The sequence below is a fragment of the Rhodospirillales bacterium genome (assembly GCA_016712595.1).
Taxonomy (GTDB): Bacteria; Pseudomonadota; Alphaproteobacteria; order Rhodospirillales; family Defluviicoccaceae; genus Defluviicoccus.
The window spans coordinates 2394412-2410232 of record JADJQT010000001.1; the positions used below are offsets into that span (position 1 = coordinate 2394412).

The following is a 15821-nucleotide window of genomic DNA, read 5'->3' on the forward strand; positions in this document are numbered from 1 at the left end:
CGAACGCGCTCCAGATGAGAGGAAACAGCAAACGTGGCCCGCGGGTGCCAAGGAGCCCGGTGAGCGGCGCGGCAATGAAGCGGATCAAGGCCGGCGCGCCGCGACGTCCTCGGCAATGGCCAGGGAGGCGGTGAGTCCGGGGGATTCGATGCCGAAGAGGTTGATGAGCCCGGGGATGTTGTGGACGTGCGGGTCCTGAATGACGAAGTCGCACGGTGGCGTCTGCGGCGATTGCAGCTTGGGGCGGACACCGGCGTAGTCCGGAGTAAGGGCATCGTCCGGCAGGTCGGGCCAGTAGCGGCGGATGCTGGCATAGAAGCGCTCAGCGCGCCCGGCGTCGACACGGTAATCGACGACGTCGATCCACTCGGCATCAGGGCCGAAGCGGCCGCGCCCGGCGAGATCGCGCGTGTAGTGCAGGCCGATGCTGGCATGGTCCGGCGGCGGATAGACGAGCCGGCGGAACGGCGGAGAGGCGTTAAGCGAGAAGTAGCTGCCCTTCGAATAGTAAAGCCGAGGTACGAGCCCGGGTGGAAAGCCATCAAGGGATCGCGCCACGCCCTGAGCACCGAGGCCGGCAGCGTTGATCACCGTCCGGCAGGCAAGGCCAATCTCCGCTCCGTCGTTGGCGACGCGCAAGCGGATGCCATTCTCACCGACGCTGCCGCCGATAACCTTCGCGCAAAACGCGAAGTTCGCACCATAAGCTTCTGCTACTCCTTTCAGGCTGAGCATATAGCCGTGGCTGTCGAAGATGCCCGTCGACGGCGAGAGCAGTGCCTGCCGGCAGATCAATGCCGGCTCCAGCCCCCGGGCCTCCTTGCCGGACAGGCGGCGAAGGTCATCGACGCCGTTGGCCCGCGCGCGGGCCTCGACCTCGTCGAGCTGGATGATCTCGGCGTCGTCGGTGGCGATGACCAGCTTCTCGCAGCGCAGGTGATCGACGCCGTGCTCCGCAAGATAACGGTAGAGCAGGTCGCGCCCCCGGCGGCAGAGACGTGCCTTGAGGCTGCCGGTGGGATAATAGAGGCCCGCATGCATCACCTCGGAGTTGCGCGAACTTGTCACCGTCCCGAAGGTCTCGGCCGCCTCGAGCACCAGGACCTCGCGCCCCTCGGTGGCGAGGGCGCGCGCCACCGCCAGTCCGACGGCGCCCGCGCCGATGATCACTGCATCGCAACGCTCGTCCATTCTTTCTCCTCGAACTGCCGCAGCACGCGCGCGGACGTGGCCAGCCTGCCCGCAACGACGTTCCGGAGCTTTGGGAACATCCTTAGATAATCGCCCCATCCTCGCTATGTTAGAGGGGAAATGAAAGCAGCTGAGGGCGATGGTCGATCGGTGATGGCGGAGCGGAACACACCCTTGATCCGCGATGGCGGCGAGCGCGACGTCGCGGCGTTTCTCGAGGCGCTGGCGCGTACACCGTCGCGCGGTGACGGTGCCGGGAAGGGGCGGCTACTGTTTGGGCTCGACGCCACCGGCAGCCGCCAGCAGACCTGGGATCGCGCCGCGCGCCTGCAGGCAGAGATGTTCCTCGCCGCCGCCGGTTGCGGCGGCCTTGTGATGCAGATCTGCTTTTATCGCGGGTTCGGGGAGTTCCGTGTCGGCCGCTGGACAGAGGACGGCGGCGCCTTGGTGCGGATGATGTCTGCGGTCGCCTGTCGCGCCGGAGAAACCCAGATTATCAAGGTGTTGGAGCACGCGCTGAATGTAGCTAGGCATGAACGTCTGGCCGCGGTCGTCTTCGTCGGCGATTGCTGCGAAGAGAGCATCGACCGTCTGGCTGGACGGGCGGGCGAACTCGGACTTTTGGGTGTACCGGCATTCATGTTCCACGAGGGAGACGACGCGCACGCCGCAACCGTCTTTCGCGAAGTCGCGCGGCTCTCCGGTGGCGCCTACTGCCAGTTCGATTCGTCCAGCGCCGAGGTGCTGAAGGACCTGCTTTGCGCGGTCGCGGTGTTTGCCGCCGGTGGTCGCCAGGCGCTCGACCGGCTGGCGATCACCGGCGGTGAGGCTGTCCGGCGCATCGCGCACCAGATGCAGCGCCGCTAGTGCGATGCTGCCCATGCTGCTCGCCGGCATCGCGCTGCTCGCCGGCTGTCTGCTCTTACTCAATTGGATTGGCACTGCGGACCTGCGGACGCTGACGTCGGTCGCCAAGACCGCTGCCGTCGCCGTGCTGGTGATCATCGCCATCGTGCTGACGATGAGCGGGCGGATTGGCTGGATTATCGGCCTTGCGCCTTTCGCCGTGCCGCTGTTTTTCCGCTGGCGTGCTCGCGGCGGCAGTTTCGGAGATCTGTTCGGCCAGACCCAAGGACTCCCCGGAGGATCCACCGGTGGTCGGACGACGCGAACGCGCAGCCGGTTTCTCGACATGCATCTCGATCACGACAGCGGTGCCGTCGACGGATCGGTGCTCGACGGCGCCTACGCGGGACGCATGCTGAATGCGATGAGTCTCGATGAAGTCCTTGATCTTTGCCGGTTTCTGCGTCAGGAGGACCAGCCCTCGTCCTTGCTGATCGAGGCGTACCTCGATCGGCGCAAGCCGGATTGGCGCACAGCGGGTGACGGCACGGCCGAGGCAGGCGGAGCGGACGGTGAACGAACAGGCGCCGAAGCCAACCAAGGCGGGCGGCAGGAGAGCGGTGCCGCGAAGGCGATGAGCCGAGAAGAGGCATACCGCATCCTCGGGCTCGCGCCCGGAGCCGCGGACGCGGAGATCCGCGCGGCGCATCGCCACCTGATCGCCAGTGTGCATCCCGATCGCGGCGGCTCGGCGTTTCTCGCGGCTCAGGTGAACATGGCGCGTGACTTGCTTCTCCGGAAACGCGCATCGCGCTGAATTCCACCTACGATTCGGCATCGTTATTGACCAGATGCTCGCAATCCGGATACTTCCGGGATGGTTAATTCACGTGTGCTGCGCGAAGCAGTGGCGGCGCGCTGGCAGGTGTGCTATTCGCCCGCCGGTCTGCCGGTGTCGCCGCCGCTTGCCGATCCGGCTGGCGCGGGCGCACCAGCATCACGCTGCAGCACGACGCGAGGCTCGTCCTTGTCCCGCCCATTTCCCGGGTTGTCCCGCTGATAATCGAGAGGTCGATCAATGCCCAAACCTGTGCGTAAGGCAGTGTTTCCGGTCGCCGGACTCGGCACACGATTTCTGCCGGCAACGAAAGCGCTGCCGAAGGAAATGCTGCCGATCGTCGATAAGCCATTGATTCAGTACGCCGTGGAAGAGGCGCAAGAGGCTGGAATCGAGGAGTTCGTCTTCGTCACCGGTCGGGCGAAGAGCGCGATCGAGGATCATTTCGATCACAGTATCGAACTGGAGACGGTTCTGCGCGAACGCGGCCGCGAGGATTCCCTGCGCTCGGTACTCGACTGGATGCCGCCTCCGGGCCACATTTCCTACACGCGCCAGCAGGTGCCGCTGGGACTGGGCCACGCCGTATGGTGCGCCCGCAACTTCGTCAGCGATGAGCCGTTCGCCGTGCTGCTCGCTGACGATCTGATCATGTCGCGGCCGGGTGCGCTGAAGCAGATGATCGAGGCACACCGCAAGGTCGGCGGTAACCTCGTCGCCGTAGAAGAAGTCCCGGCGGATATGACCGACCAGTATGGCATCATCGAGGTCTCGCGCGAGGACGGCCCCCTGGTCAGCGCCAAGGGGGTGGTGGAAAAGCCGAAACCCGACAAGGCGCCGTCGACGCTCGCCGTCATCGGCCGATACATCCTCGAGCCGATCGTCCTGACCATACTCGAGCATCAAGAGCGCGGGACGGGAAACGAAATCCAGCTCACCGACGCCATGGCCAAGACCATCGGACTCATTCCGTTCCACGGCTACCGGTTTGACGGCCGGCGCTTCGACTGCGGCAGCAAGATCGGCTATCTCGAAGCCAATCTCGCGTTCGCACTTGAACGCGAAGACATGGGCACGCGTGTTCGCGAGATGCTGACGCGGTTCATCTGAGCCAACTGGCCGCCATCTTGATCACGTTGGTTTCGGTGGCGGCCGGTTGCGCGCGAGAGCATCGGATCGATCACGACAAGGGCTGGGTTAGAGGACGGCAGGCATGCGCATCGCGATGATCGGGGCCGGTTATGTGGGGCTGGTCTCAGCCGCCTGCTTTTCCGAGTTCGGCGTCAACGTGACCTGCATCGATAAGGATCAGGACAAGATCGCTCGTCTTTCGCGTGGAGAGATCCCGATTTATGAACCGGGGCTGGACGCACTGGTGGCGAGCAACGTTGCTGCCGGGCGGCTGACGTTTTCCGACCAGTTGGCACCGGCGGTCGCCGCCGCCGACGCGGTATTCATCGCCGTCGGCACGCCCAGCCGGCGCGGTGACGGCCACGCTGACCTGACCTACGTTTATGCCGCCGCAGAAGAGGTCGCAAGCGCGCTTGACGGCTATACCGTGCTGGTGACCAAATCGACTGTCCCCGTCGGAACCGGCGATGAACTCGAGCGGATCTTGCGCGCGCGCCTGCCCGCGGGAGAGTTCGACGTTGTCTCCAATCCCGAGTTCCTCCGCGAGGGTTCGGCGATCAACGACTTCATGCGCCCGGACCGGGTGATCATCGGCACCGGCAGTGAACGCGCCCGCGAGGTGATGCGTCAGCTCTACCGCGTCCTTTATCTAATTGAAACACCGCTCGTTTTTACCTCCAGGCGGACGGCCGAGGTCATCAAGTACGCCGCCAATGCCTTCCTCGCGACGAAGATCACCTTCATCAACGAGATTGCTGATCTGTGTGAGGCGCTGGGCGGAGACGTACACGACGTCGCCCGCGGCATCGGGCTCGACGGGCGCATCGGCCGCAAGTTCCTGCATCCGGGGCCGGGATACGGCGGATCGTGCTTTCCCAAGGACACGCTGGCGCTGGCGCGCACGGCCGAAGAAGCAGGGATGCACCTGCGCATTATCGAGGCGGTGATTGCCTACAACGACGCGCGCAAGCGGGCGATGGCGACGAAGATCATCAATGCCTGTGGTGGCCGTGTCGATGGCATGACCATCGCCGTTCTCGGGCTGACCTTCAAGCCGAACACTGACGACATGCGTGACGCGCCGAGCCTCGAGATCGTCCCGGCACTGTTGTGTGCCGGCGCGCGGGTGCGCGTCTTCGATCCGGAAGGCATGATCGAAGCAAAAAAACTTTTGCAAGGCGTGACTTGGTGCGACACCGCCTATGAGACAGTCGAGGACGCCGACGCCTTGGCCATTCTCACCGAATGGAACGAATTCCGCGCGCTGGACCTCGAGCGCCTGAAGACATCCATGCGCCGGCCGGTGATCTGCGATTTGCGCAACATCTACAACCCATCACAGATGGCGGCAGCAGGTTTCTATTATAGTTCGGTTGGCCGCCCGTTCGTCCCCCCAACCGGAGCGTCCATGTGAGGAACCCCACCTGAGAAACTCCGCCTTGAGACCCCCCGTCTGCGAAATCACCGTGTGCGAGGCTTGATGCTCGATCCCACTATTCTGCGCGAATACGACATCCGCGGTGTCGTTGGCCAGACTCTCACCGTCGACGGCGTCCGTGCCATCGGGCGTGCCTTCGGTACTCTCGTTGTCCGCGAGCAGGGTCGATCGGTCGCCGTCGGTTACGACGGCCGACTCAGCTCACCGATGCTGGAGGCCGCCCTCGTTGAAGGGCTGGCGTCGACCGGCCTCGCCGTCTATCGCATCGGTCTCGGTCCGACGCCGATGTTGTATTTCGCCGCCAAGCATCTCGGGGCCGACGGCGGAATGATGATCACCGGCTCGCACAACCCGCCCGACTACAACGGCATCAAGATGCTGAAGGCGGGGAAGGCCTTCTTCGGGGACGATATCGCCCGGCTCGGCCGCATGGTCGCGGACGGTGATGTCGTCTCTGGCGCCGGCACCGTTGAGCAGCGCGATGTCTCGAACGCCTACATCGCACGTCTGGCACAAGACATGGGGCCGGGCCGGCCATTGAGCGTCGCCTGGGATCCCGGCAACGGTGCCGCGGGGGCGGTGCTGCGCGCCCTGTGCGACCGGCTGCCCGGGCGGCACATCATCATCAACGAGACGGTCGACGGCACGTTTCCGGCGCATCACCCCGATCCGACGGTCGAGGAGAACCTCGAAGATCTCAAGCATGCCGTGGCCGAACACGGCTGTGATCTCGGCATCGGTCTCGACGGCGACGGCGATCGTATCGGTGTCATCGATGAGACCGGCACCGTGGTGTGGGGCGATCAGCTTCTCATCATCCTCGCTCGCCCGATCCTCGCCGAGCTGCCTGGCTCGACGATCATCGCTGACGTCAAATCGAGCCAGGTCTTTTTCGACGAGATCGAGCGCCTGGGCGGCAAGGCGTTGATGAGCCGCACCGGCCATTCGCTGATCAAGAATCTGCTGACGCAAACCGGGGCGCCGCTGGCCGGCGAGATGAGCGGGCATATCTTCTTCGCCCACCGTTATTATGGCTATGACGACGCGCTCTATGCCGCTGTCCGGTTGCTGTCGGTGGCGGCGGCTTCGGATGTCGGCATTGCCGGAATGCTTCAGGCGCTGCCGGCGATGGTAAACACGCCGGAGCTGCGGATCGATTGCCCCGATGCGCGCAAATTCGGTGTCATCGAAGAGGTGCGCAAGCGCCTCAAGGGAGTCGCGGGCATCACCGTGCAGGACATCGACGGCGTGCGGGTCAACACTGCCGACGGCTGGTGGCTGCTGCGCGCCTCCAACACGCAGCCGGTGCTCGTCGGCCGCTGCGAGGCCGCGTCGAAGGACGGCCTCGACAGGCTGAAGCGGCAACTCGCGGACCAGCTGTCACGAAGCGACGTTGACGCCCACGCGGTAGGATGACGGGGATCTCGCGGCGTCTCCTCTTGGCACCGACGCTCCGATCGCTTAGGTGATGGGACGGAACGCCGAAGGAGACGCCGAAATGTCGCACCGCGATCCTATCGATCTGGCCGAACGCCTCCAAGATGAGCTGCCGATCGCGCTGTCTTTGCTTTCGCTCGTCGACCGCCGCTGCGGGCTCGCGATCGTCGACGAGCAGAACGGCTTTGCGACGGTGGGGGCGGGGCCGCTTGCACCGACTGAGCCGAACCCTCAGATCGCCCGGATGATCCGCGAGACCGACCGGCTGGCACGGCAGTTCGTCGAGCGCCGGCTGCCGGTCGTCGTCTTTCTCGATCACCATGACGCCGACCGTCCGGAGCCACCGTATCCGCCCCACTGCATCGTCGGCAGCGGCGACGAGGATCTCGTGCCCGAGCTCGCCTGGCTCGCGAACTGCGCTGAGGCGACGCTCATCGGCGCTGATTGCATCAACGATTTCGTCGGTTCGATCGATCCCGAGACGGGGCGCAACCGCATCGTCGACTGGATGAATGACAACGGAATCGAAGACCTCGTCGTCGTCGGCATCTGTACGGATATCTGCGTCGCCGAGTTCGTCACCTCAATGCTCTCGGCGCGCAATCACCGGATGATGCCGGCGCTGCGCGACGTAGTGGTCTACGAGCCGGGATGCGCCACCTATGACTTGCCGAAGGCACGGGCGCTGGCGCTCGGATTGCCCGAAACGGCGGCGCATCCGCAGGCGGTCGCCCACCACCTCGGGCTCTACACGATGGCGTCGCGCGGTGCACGTCTGGTCTCGTCGATCGCGTAAGGTCCGCGGTGCGGTGCGGCTTTTCTTCTACGGAACGCTGATTGATCCTGAGATCCTGCAGGCGGTTTTGCGGCGGCGGGTTGACCGCTCCTGCCGCTGCCGCGCCGTACTCGCCGGTTATCGCCGGGTCTTCCGGCGGGGTGCCGTTTATCCGGTGCTCGTTCCCGCCGACGGCGCCCGCGTCGAAGGAGTGCTCGTCCATCGCCTGAGCGCTCGCGATGTCGCCCGGCTGAGTGCCTACGAAGGCAAGGATTACCGTCTCGCGCCGATTTCCGTGAATCTCGGCGCCGGCCGATCCGTATCCGCGCAAGCTTTCCTGCCCGTCGAAGGCTGTGAGCCGACATCGATTGAATGGCGGCCTGCCTATTGGCGTCGCCGCTACCGCAGGCAGTATGTGCTGCGCGTCATCCGCCGCCGCCAGCCGGCGGCAGCGGCGCTCCACCGCGTCCGCTCCCCGGGTATCAGTGCTGGTCACGCGGAGCAGGGCAGGGAGCATCCCCGCTGAACTCACCCGTGGGCGCAGGAAGGCCCGCCGCCGGTGTGCCGGAGCGCCGTTCATCAGAACGGCGGATGATTCGGCTCAGATACCGCGAGCAGTAGTTGCACCAGTGTGCCGGAGCGCCGTTCATCAGAACGGCGGATGATGCCTTATTTAAGACGGCGGATGCCGTTCGCCGTCGACCACACGCCGGCCGCGGTCCTGGCGGGCACTGACCCGGGCTGCCGTCGCCGGCTTTGATGGTGGCGCTGCCTTCAACATTGCCTGGACCTTGCGGTTACGCGGCTTTGGTTTGGCGGCCGAGGCGACCTGCTTGGAAGCCTTGGGCGTCGACGAAACACTCGACGTCTTGCGCGTCGATGATAGGGCGGGTTTCGCCGCATTGCGGGAGGCGATCACAGTGGCGCCCTTGGCCTGCGGACGCGTGGCGCGCATCGCCGTGGCCGATCTCGGCGGTTTGCGGGATGTCGAGGCCGTCACCGATCGCCCGGCTTTGAGGGTCGGCATCTTGAGCGTGCTTGCGCCGATAACGGATGCGGAGACCGTCGGCTTCGTTGAGCGCCGCGACGAAACAGAAGCGGCGCCAGATGACGCTACCTTGCGCGTGAGAGCAGTTCCTGTGGACATCCCGACGTTATTGCGCGCGACGAAGATCTCGCCACCGGCAAACCCCTGATCGAGTAGGCTGGTCATGATCGCGCTGCGGTTGGCCAGCGAACGCGCACCGAGGACGACGCCGATCAGCCGTTGCCCATCCCGATAAGCCGAAGCAACCAAGTTGAATCCGGCCGCACGGGTATAGCCGGTCTTGATGCCATCCATGCCGTCGTAAACGCCCAGTAGCCGGTTATGATTGGGGTGAACGGACCGACCATAATAAAACTGCTGCGTGCAAAAATAGTGATAATAATTCGGATAGTCGTGAATCAGCGCCAAACCGAGAATCGACATATCGCGCGCGGTCGTTCCCTGGTCTGGTCCCGGCAGGCCCGACGCATTGATGAATGTCGTCGAATACATGCCGATCTTGTGGGCTTTTGTGGTCATCGCGCGGGCGAAGGCGGGCTCACTGCCGGCGAGACTTTCGGCTATAACCGCGGCCACATCGTTCGCCGACTCGGTCACGAGGGCGAGAATCGCGTCATTGACGGCGATCGACTGACCGGGTCTCAATCCCAGTTTCGTCGGAGGCTGTTCGGCGGCATGGCTCGATACCGTCATCCGGTCGTCGAGGCTGATGCGGCCCTCGTCGAGCGCACCGAACAGCATGTAAAGCGTCATCATTTTGGTCAGAGACGCTGGGTATCGGATCAGGTCGGCGTCGACTTCGTGCAGAATCCGACCATTCGATGCGTCCATCAGCAGCGCGGAATAGTCCGCCTTCGCTGAACCCAACGAGGCGCAGAAAAATAACGCGAGGAGGGATATTGCCGCAATTCGTCTCATTTCAATGAACCCCACGCGGCAAAACGTCGAGCGATATCTGCCGGCATTTTCATCGCAAGATTTTTGCCTTCCCTGAACATCAGGAGTAAATGTGCCACCCATTTCACCAACACTTTATTATTTAAAGGCGCCGATCATTAACCCCGCGCCGCCAGTTTTCTCGGTTTGATTATCGCGCAAAAGTGATGAACAGGTCGTAATCTTGAAATAACCCCGGGGTAAAGGCAAGCTGAATGTCCCCGGCTGTCACATCGTGGCGAAAATTTGGTGATCGATGGCCTTGAGGCATGACCGTGGTGTACCGGCACGGACGGAACTTTTAATTCCGAACGCCGGTGCACGTAAGCCCGTTGGCGCGGTAAAGGCGACCTGTTAGGGTCTGCGACAAATTCGCGGGACCGATTCGCCGAGGGGAGTCGCTAGGACCATGACATCGAAATCCGTGCAAACAAAGATCTATGAAGGGCAGAGGCCGGGAACGTCCGGTTTACGCAAGAAAGTTAAAATATTTCAGCAACCGCATTACCTGGAAAACTTCGTTCAATCAACGTTTGACTGTATAGATGGTAAAGTTGGATCGACACTTGTCGTCGGTGGCGACGGTCGTTATTTCAATCGGCAGGCCATCCAGACCATCTTAAAGATGGCCGCGGCAAACGGTTTCAGCAAAGTTCTGGTCGGGCAGGGCGGCATCTTATCGACGCCGGCAACGTCGTGCGTCATTCGCAAGCAGGGCGCGATCGGCGGACTCGTCCTTTCCGCAAGCCACAACCCCGGCGGACCCAACGCTGATTTTGGCGTGAAGTACAATATATCCAACGGTGGACCCGCGCCCGAATCGATCACCGAAGCCGTGTTCGCCCGCACCGGCACGCTGACTTCGTACATGATCGCCGATGCCCCCGACATCGATCTCGACCGGCTGGGGCCGACGGCGGTGGACGGCATGGCCGTCGAGGTCTTCGATTCCGTTGCCGACTATGCAGCGCTGATGCAGAGCCTGTTCGATTTCGATGCTATTCGCGAACTGTTCCGCTCCGGGCGCTTTTCCGCCTGCTTCGATGCGATGCACGCGGTGACCGGACCTTACGCCAAGGCGATTCTCGAAGGAATGCTGGGTGCGGCGGACGGAACCGTGATCAACGGTGTGCCGCTGGAGAATTTCGGCGACGGCCATCCCGATCCGAACCTGGTCTATGCCCACGAACTGGTCGAACGGCTCGAACGCGCCGATGGTCCCGATTTCGGTGCCGCCTCGGACGGCGACGGCGATCGCAACATGGTCCTTGGTAACCGGTTTTTCGTCACCCCGTCGGACAGCCTCGCCGTGCTGGCGGCGAACGCCGCCGTGGCGCCCGGCTACCGCGGCGGATTGAGCGGTATCGCCCGCTCGATGCCGACCAGCCAGGCGCCCGACCGGGTGGCGGCAAAGCTCGGCATTCCCTGTTTCGAGACGCCCACCGGCTGGAAATTCTTCGGAAATCTACTCGATGCCGGCAAGGCGACACTGTGCGGGGAGGAGAGTTTCGGCACCGGCTCGAACCATGTGCGTGAGAAAGACGGACTTTGGGCGGTGCTTTTCTGGCTGAACGTGCTTGCCTACCGCAAACAGTCCGTCGCCGATATCGTGCGCGAGCACTGGAAGACGTTCGGACGGAATTACTATTCGCGCCACGATTACGAGGAAATCGAATCCGATGCGGCGAATGGCCTGATGGAGCACCTGCGCGGGCAATTGCCCGGGCTCATCGGTACGACGCTTGGCGCGTACAACGTCGTTCTTGCCGATGATTTCGCCTATACCGATCCCATCGACGGCAGCACCAGCGCCAAGCAGGGCATCCGCATCGGCTTTGCCGATGGCTCGCGCATCGTCTTCCGGCTATCGGGGACCGGAACGCAAGGCGCAACGCTGCGCGTCTATGTCGAGCGTTTCGAAGCAGATCCGTCAAAACACGACGTCGACACACAAGTGGCGCTGTCGGACCTCATCGCCATCGCCCATCAGGTGGCGGAGATCGAACGGCGCACCGGTCGGACGTCGCCGACGGTGATTACCTGATCCGCCTGGCCGTCCCTCTCTACGCCTGCCGTTGCCCCCCGCCTTGGTCCTGTCGACCGGAGGCGGGGGACGTCCCATCGACGGCGGATTCTGCTATACTTTCGACCGGCGACGGCGGGGGTTGCGATGGCTGAGAGTCTGATAGCGGTGATGCAGCGGCAGATGCTGGAGATCATCGGCGCTCACGCCTTTCATGCGCGCGAGCAGATCGGCAAAGAGGCAATCGATTCGCGGATTCTCGACGTCATGGGTCGGGTCCCCCGACACGAGTTCGTGCCGGTTGAACTCACCGCTTATGCCTATGCCGATCAGCCGCTGCCGATCGGCTGCGACAAGACGATCTCCCAACCGTTCATCGTCGCCCTGATGACCGATCTGCTTGAGATCGCGCCGGAGAACCGGGTTCTCGAGGTCGGCACCGGGCTCGGCTACCATACGGCGATCCTCGCCGCGCTGGCGGCACAGGTATTCACGATCGAGATCGTAGAAGAACTCGCCGCACAGGCGGTGAAGCGGCTGGAGACGTGCGGCTGCGAAGGAGTCACGCTCAAGATCGGCAATGGCCAGAACGGCTGGCCGGAACACGCACCCTTCGATCGCATTCTTGTCTGTGCCGCTTCGGAACTCGTGCCGGCGGCGCTTCTCGGCCAACTGGCGCCGGGCGGACGGATGGTGATCCCTGCGGGAATGGCCGACGCCCAAGTCCTGATGCTGGTCGAAAAGGCCAAGGGTGGCCGCATTAGCATGAAGGAGATTATGCCGGTGCGCTTCGCCGTTCTGGAATCGGGGCTCTGAACGCCGGGCGCAAGCAGAGGGCGACGTTCGTCACCGTTACCCATGATTGTGTGGATAGTTTGCCACTGATCGCTACAGTGCAATGATAAATGCTTTCAATTCAAGTGCTAGCCATTCGCACTGTTCGCCGAAGCTGTACGCGTAAAAACCAGCGTATTTGTCGATACGTAGCGTCTTAGGCGAAAAAACACTTTGTCGTCTGGGGTGGCTTTGTGATTAGATTTACTGACCGTGGCAAGCCGTTCGGGACGGTCAGGGAGGGACATGGACCCTATCCAAAACCAGCCCGCGCAAAGACGCGGGTGAGGCATGGGTCGTTACGAATGCTTAATCTGCCGAACAACGGCTACAAGGTTTACCACGTCCAGCTATACAATGCTGAAGTGCGCGCTTCGGCCGAGAGCCGTCGCCAGCACGATTTCTTCGGCCGCCACTGGGCGCGGCCGCAGGTGCGGGACGTCGTCGCCCGCGACGAAAACGAGGCATGCTCGCTGATTGCCGAACGGTTTCCGCCGGAGGACGGCTTCGTCGTCGAACGGATTATCCCCAGCACATTTTGACGACACTGGCGTTGACGACACCGGCAGGCGAGAAAACAGCGCCGAACGGGTTGCGACGGGCGCGCGACAGATGAGCGAGCGCGACGAAGAACGTGGTCCGCGGCGGCGGCAAAGCGAATCGATGCCATAAGTCCGGGGCGAGCGTCATCATTCTTGCCAAGCGTCAAGCCGCCTCGCGCAGCAAGTCGCGTCGGCTGTCGCGTACCTGGGTTCGCCCGATAGATCAATGCGACAGGCTAATCACCAGCGACTGCGCGCTTCTTGCAACGGCGTGGCGACGGCGATAATGACAATCGGCCCACGGTTGCTGGAAAGCCTCGCTGGCTCCGATCCGAGGCGATTGTCATGTCCTTCCCGCTGTGGCAGAAGGATTCTTCAGCTTGGCAGTTGCCGACGGACCAACCCTGTGACGAGATCGAGACAGTTCTCCGTGCGCCAGTTGGCGATTGCGGCGTCGGTGATGCTCATCTCCGGCGCGCAGCCGGCGTGCGCGCAATCGTCGGACTTCGATGCTTGGCTCGAGGAGGTGCGGAGCGAAGCTGCGCAACGTGGGCTCACCGCTCCCGCCGTCATCGATACGCTCGCGCGGATTCAACTGGTCGATCGGGTCATCGAACTCGATCAGCGCCAGCCGGAACTTGTCCAGACATTCTGGCGCTACGTCGATGCTCGTGTGACTCCCGGCCGGGTTGCTATTGGCGAGGGGCTGCTGTCGACGTATGAAACCCTCCTTGACGAGGTCTATCAGCGCTACGGTGTGCAGCCGCGGATTATTGTCGCCCTGTGGGGCATGGAGAGTGATTACGGACGGGCGCAAGGCGATTTCGACGTTGCCTCGTCACTGGCGACGCTGGCCTTTGATTCCCGGCGTAGCGCCCTGTTCCGCAGCCAGCTGTTTGCACTGCTGGCGCTGATCAACCAGGGCGACGTGCCGGGCGATGTCCGTGGCTCCTGGGCTGGCGCCATTGGTCAGCCGCAGTTCATGCCGACGACGTTCAGCCGCTACGCCGTCGACTTCGATGGCGATGGACGGCGAGACCTGCAAGGCGACGTCGCCGACGTCTTCGCCTCGGCGGCCAACTACCTGGCGCTGAGCGGCTGGGAGCGGTCGGCGGGCTGGGGGCAAGAGGTGCTCTTGCCTTCGGCTTTCGATTTTGCCGAAACCGGATTGGATGAGCGCAAGCCGCTGGAGGAATGGCAGCGACTGGGCGTTCGACAGATCGATGGCCGGGACCTGCCGTTGCGCGCACTGACCGGCTCCATCCTGCTGCCGGCGGGAGCAAAAGGGCCTGCGTTCCTCGTTTATGACAATTTTCGCGCCCTGCTGGCCTGGAACAATTCGGCGTTATTCGCCCTCGCAGTCGGCATTCTCTCCGACGAACTCGCTGGCGGTGGTCCCCTGCAAACGCCGCGCCCGGCCGAGGAGGAAACGCTGAGCCGCTATGATGTCGTCGAACTCCAGTCCCGACTCGTCGGCCTTGGCTTCGCCGCGGGCGAGGCGGATGGTGTCGTTGGCGAACAGACGCGCCGGGCGATCCGCTTGTTTCAGAAAAGCGCGGACCTGCCGGCGGACGGTTATCCAGATCCCGAGCTGCTTCGCCAGCTTCGGGTTCGCTCAGACCCATAGGCGAACGGGAGGCGGCGGATGAAAGCAGGGCAGACCCGGAACGTTGGCGCGGCCGTGTCGCTTGCCCGCCGTGTGCGCACGGCGATGGGAAGCTGCGGTCTGTTGTTGACCGCGATGCTCGCGGCTGGATGCGCCGGTACGCCGCGCGAGTCCGCCGACACCGTCGCGGCGACCTCCAAGGCGCGCGGCTACAAGGTCGGTAACCCCTATCAGGTCAAGGGTGTCTGGTATTACCCGCAGGTCGACTACGATTATTCCGCGGTGGGTGTGGCATCCTGGTATGGCCCGGGCTTCGATGGCCGCGCGACCGCCAACGGCGAAACCTACGACATGAACGACCTGACGGCCGCGCACAAGACGCTGCCCCTGCCCAGCATCGTGCGCGTGACCAACCTCGAGAACGGGCGCAGCATCAAACTGCGGGTGAACGACCGCGGTCCGTTCGTCGGCGAGCGGATCATTGACGTCTCCCGCCGCGCCGCACAGCTCCTCGGCTTTTACACCAACGGCACGGCATCTGTGCGGGTCGAGGTCGTCGGAGATGAGAGCCGCCAGTTGGCCGAAGCCCTCGGTGCCCCGGCCGATCCACCGGTGGCGGTCGCATCGCTGCCCGAGACACCAGCGCAGACATCAGCGCCCGCCCCAATCGGGCCGGCGCCGGTATCATCCATGGCGCTGGCCGCGCCGTCGTCGATGCCTCCGTCGGACGCGGAACCAACGGTGGCGTACGCCGACGCACCGCCGCTGGCAGATTCGATGGTGATCGAAACGTCGGCGCCGGCCTCGCCGCGAGCCAACACCGCAGCGGCGCCGCCGGTCGATGTGCCCTCAGGGCGCGCGCGCTACGCTCCGCTTGCCCAAGCGCAGTCGTTATATGTCCAGGCGGGCGCGTTCGCCGATGCAGAGCGTGCGGCGCGGGCCGGCGCACGTTTGTCGCCGATCGGCCCGATCGTGGTGAGCCCGTCGCGGGTGAACGGCCGCGACCTGCTCCGCGTGCGCGTCGGCCCGCTGCGCGCCGACGCCGATGCCGGGCAGGTTCTGGCATCGGTCAGTCGCGCGGGTTTCCCCGACTGTCGATTGGTCAGCGAATGAACGGGCGCGACGGCAAGCCGATCGGGAGACGTCGTCTCTCCAAACCGCGCCACGAGCGAGGGG

Annotated in this window: 14 protein-coding genes; 12 read left to right on the forward strand and 2 right to left on the reverse strand. The window is 63.8% G+C overall.

Annotation, left to right across the window (positions count from 1 at the left end):
* Positions 1-84 precede the first annotated feature (84 nt).
* The gene (locus IPK66_10780; protein MBK8175718.1) at positions 85-1191 is read right to left on the reverse strand and encodes an NAD(P)/FAD-dependent oxidoreductase; all 1107 of its coding nucleotides are present in this window, start codon (positions 1189-1191) and stop codon (positions 85-87) included.
* 153 nt (positions 1192-1344) lie between these two features.
* Between IPK66_10780 and IPK66_10785 the strand changes: the two genes are divergently transcribed.
* The 7 genes from IPK66_10785 (at position 1345) to IPK66_10815 (ending at position 8182) form a co-directional block, all read left to right on the forward strand.
* Positions 1345-2058 carry a VWA domain-containing protein gene (locus IPK66_10785; GenBank protein MBK8175719.1) on the forward strand — a complete coding sequence of 238 codons (714 nt, stop codon included), beginning with the start codon at positions 1345-1347 and terminating at the stop codon, positions 2056-2058.
* Between the two features lie 4 nt (positions 2059-2062).
* Positions 2063-2854, forward strand: a complete 792-nt coding sequence (locus tag IPK66_10790; protein MBK8175720.1) for a molecular chaperone DnaJ — start codon at positions 2063-2065, stop codon at positions 2852-2854.
* A 261-nt stretch (positions 2855-3115) separates the two neighbouring features.
* Complete coding sequence (gene galU / locus IPK66_10795) at positions 3116-3985, forward strand: UTP--glucose-1-phosphate uridylyltransferase GalU (protein ID MBK8175721.1); 870 nt, start codon at positions 3116-3118, stop codon at positions 3983-3985.
* A 103-nt stretch (positions 3986-4088) separates the two neighbouring features.
* Positions 4089-5420 (forward strand): UDP-glucose/GDP-mannose dehydrogenase family protein, encoded by a 1332-nt coding sequence (locus tag IPK66_10800; GenBank protein ID MBK8175722.1) that lies wholly within the window; start codon positions 4089-4091, stop codon positions 5418-5420.
* Positions 5421-5486: 66 nt separating this feature from the next.
* The gene (locus IPK66_10805) at positions 5487-6860 is read left to right on the forward strand and encodes a phosphomannomutase/phosphoglucomutase (GenBank protein ID MBK8175723.1); all 1374 of its coding nucleotides are present in this window, start codon (positions 5487-5489) and stop codon (positions 6858-6860) included.
* An 82-nt stretch (positions 6861-6942) separates the two neighbouring features.
* Positions 6943-7677, forward strand: a complete 735-nt coding sequence (locus IPK66_10810) for an isochorismatase family protein (protein MBK8175724.1) — start codon at positions 6943-6945, stop codon at positions 7675-7677.
* A 13-nt stretch (positions 7678-7690) separates the two neighbouring features.
* On the forward strand, positions 7691-8182 hold the full coding sequence (locus tag IPK66_10815) for a gamma-glutamylcyclotransferase (protein ID MBK8175725.1): 492 nt from the start codon (positions 7691-7693) through the stop codon (positions 8180-8182).
* Between the two features lie 147 nt (positions 8183-8329).
* Here the strand turns inward: IPK66_10815 and IPK66_10820 are convergent, their stop codons facing one another.
* Positions 8330-9622, reverse strand: coding sequence for a serine hydrolase (locus IPK66_10820; GenBank protein MBK8175726.1), 1293 nt, complete (start codon positions 9620-9622; stop codon positions 8330-8332).
* 427 nt (positions 9623-10049) lie between these two features.
* Between IPK66_10820 and IPK66_10825 the strand changes: the two genes are divergently transcribed.
* The 5 genes from IPK66_10825 (at position 10050) to IPK66_10845 (ending at position 15758) form a co-directional block, all read left to right on the forward strand.
* Complete coding sequence (locus tag IPK66_10825) at positions 10050-11684, forward strand: alpha-D-glucose phosphate-specific phosphoglucomutase (GenBank protein ID MBK8175727.1); 1635 nt, start codon at positions 10050-10052, stop codon at positions 11682-11684.
* 162 nt (positions 11685-11846) lie between these two features.
* Positions 11847-12479, forward strand: a complete 633-nt coding sequence (locus IPK66_10830; protein ID MBK8175728.1) for a protein-L-isoaspartate(D-aspartate) O-methyltransferase — start codon at positions 11847-11849, stop codon at positions 12477-12479.
* Positions 12480-12802: 323 nt separating this feature from the next.
* Entirely contained in the window at positions 12803-13039 is a 237-nt protein-coding gene (locus IPK66_10835) for a hypothetical protein (GenBank protein MBK8175729.1), read from the forward strand.
* A gap of 406 nt (positions 13040-13445) precedes the next feature.
* A complete protein-coding gene (locus tag IPK66_10840) occupies positions 13446-14666 on the forward strand; it encodes a lytic murein transglycosylase (protein ID MBK8175730.1) in 1221 nt (406 codons plus the stop codon).
* Between the two features lie 18 nt (positions 14667-14684).
* Positions 14685-15758: a septal ring lytic transglycosylase RlpA family protein gene (locus IPK66_10845; GenBank protein MBK8175731.1), complete on the forward strand. Its 1074-nt coding sequence runs from the start codon at positions 14685-14687 to the stop codon at positions 15756-15758.
* Positions 15759-15821 lie beyond the last annotated feature (63 nt).

Coding starts and splice junctions, on each gene's coding strand:
- IPK66_10825 (MBK8175727.1), top strand. CDS start 10,050: ATGACATCGAAATCCGTGCAAACAAAGATCTATGAAGGGCAGAGGCCG.
- IPK66_10810 (MBK8175724.1), top strand. CDS start 6,943: ATGTCGCACCGCGATCCTATCGATCTGGCCGAACGCCTCCAAGATGAG.
- IPK66_10785 (MBK8175719.1), top strand. CDS start 1,345: ATGGCGGAGCGGAACACACCCTTGATCCGCGATGGCGGCGAGCGCGAC.
- IPK66_10780 (MBK8175718.1), bottom strand. CDS start 1,191: ATGGACGAGCGTTGCGATGCAGTGATCATCGGCGCGGGCGCCGTCGGA.
- IPK66_10805 (MBK8175723.1), top strand. CDS start 5,487: ATGCTCGATCCCACTATTCTGCGCGAATACGACATCCGCGGTGTCGTT.
- IPK66_10820 (MBK8175726.1), bottom strand. CDS start 9,622: ATGAGACGAATTGCGGCAATATCCCTCCTCGCGTTATTTTTCTGCGCC.
- galU (MBK8175721.1), top strand. CDS start 3,116: ATGCCCAAACCTGTGCGTAAGGCAGTGTTTCCGGTCGCCGGACTCGGC.
- IPK66_10845 (MBK8175731.1), top strand. CDS start 14,685: ATGAAAGCAGGGCAGACCCGGAACGTTGGCGCGGCCGTGTCGCTTGCC.
- IPK66_10790 (MBK8175720.1), top strand. CDS start 2,063: ATGCTGCCCATGCTGCTCGCCGGCATCGCGCTGCTCGCCGGCTGTCTG.
- IPK66_10835 (MBK8175729.1), top strand. CDS start 12,803: ATGCTTAATCTGCCGAACAACGGCTACAAGGTTTACCACGTCCAGCTA.
- IPK66_10830 (MBK8175728.1), top strand. CDS start 11,847: ATGCTGGAGATCATCGGCGCTCACGCCTTTCATGCGCGCGAGCAGATC.
- IPK66_10800 (MBK8175722.1), top strand. CDS start 4,089: ATGCGCATCGCGATGATCGGGGCCGGTTATGTGGGGCTGGTCTCAGCC.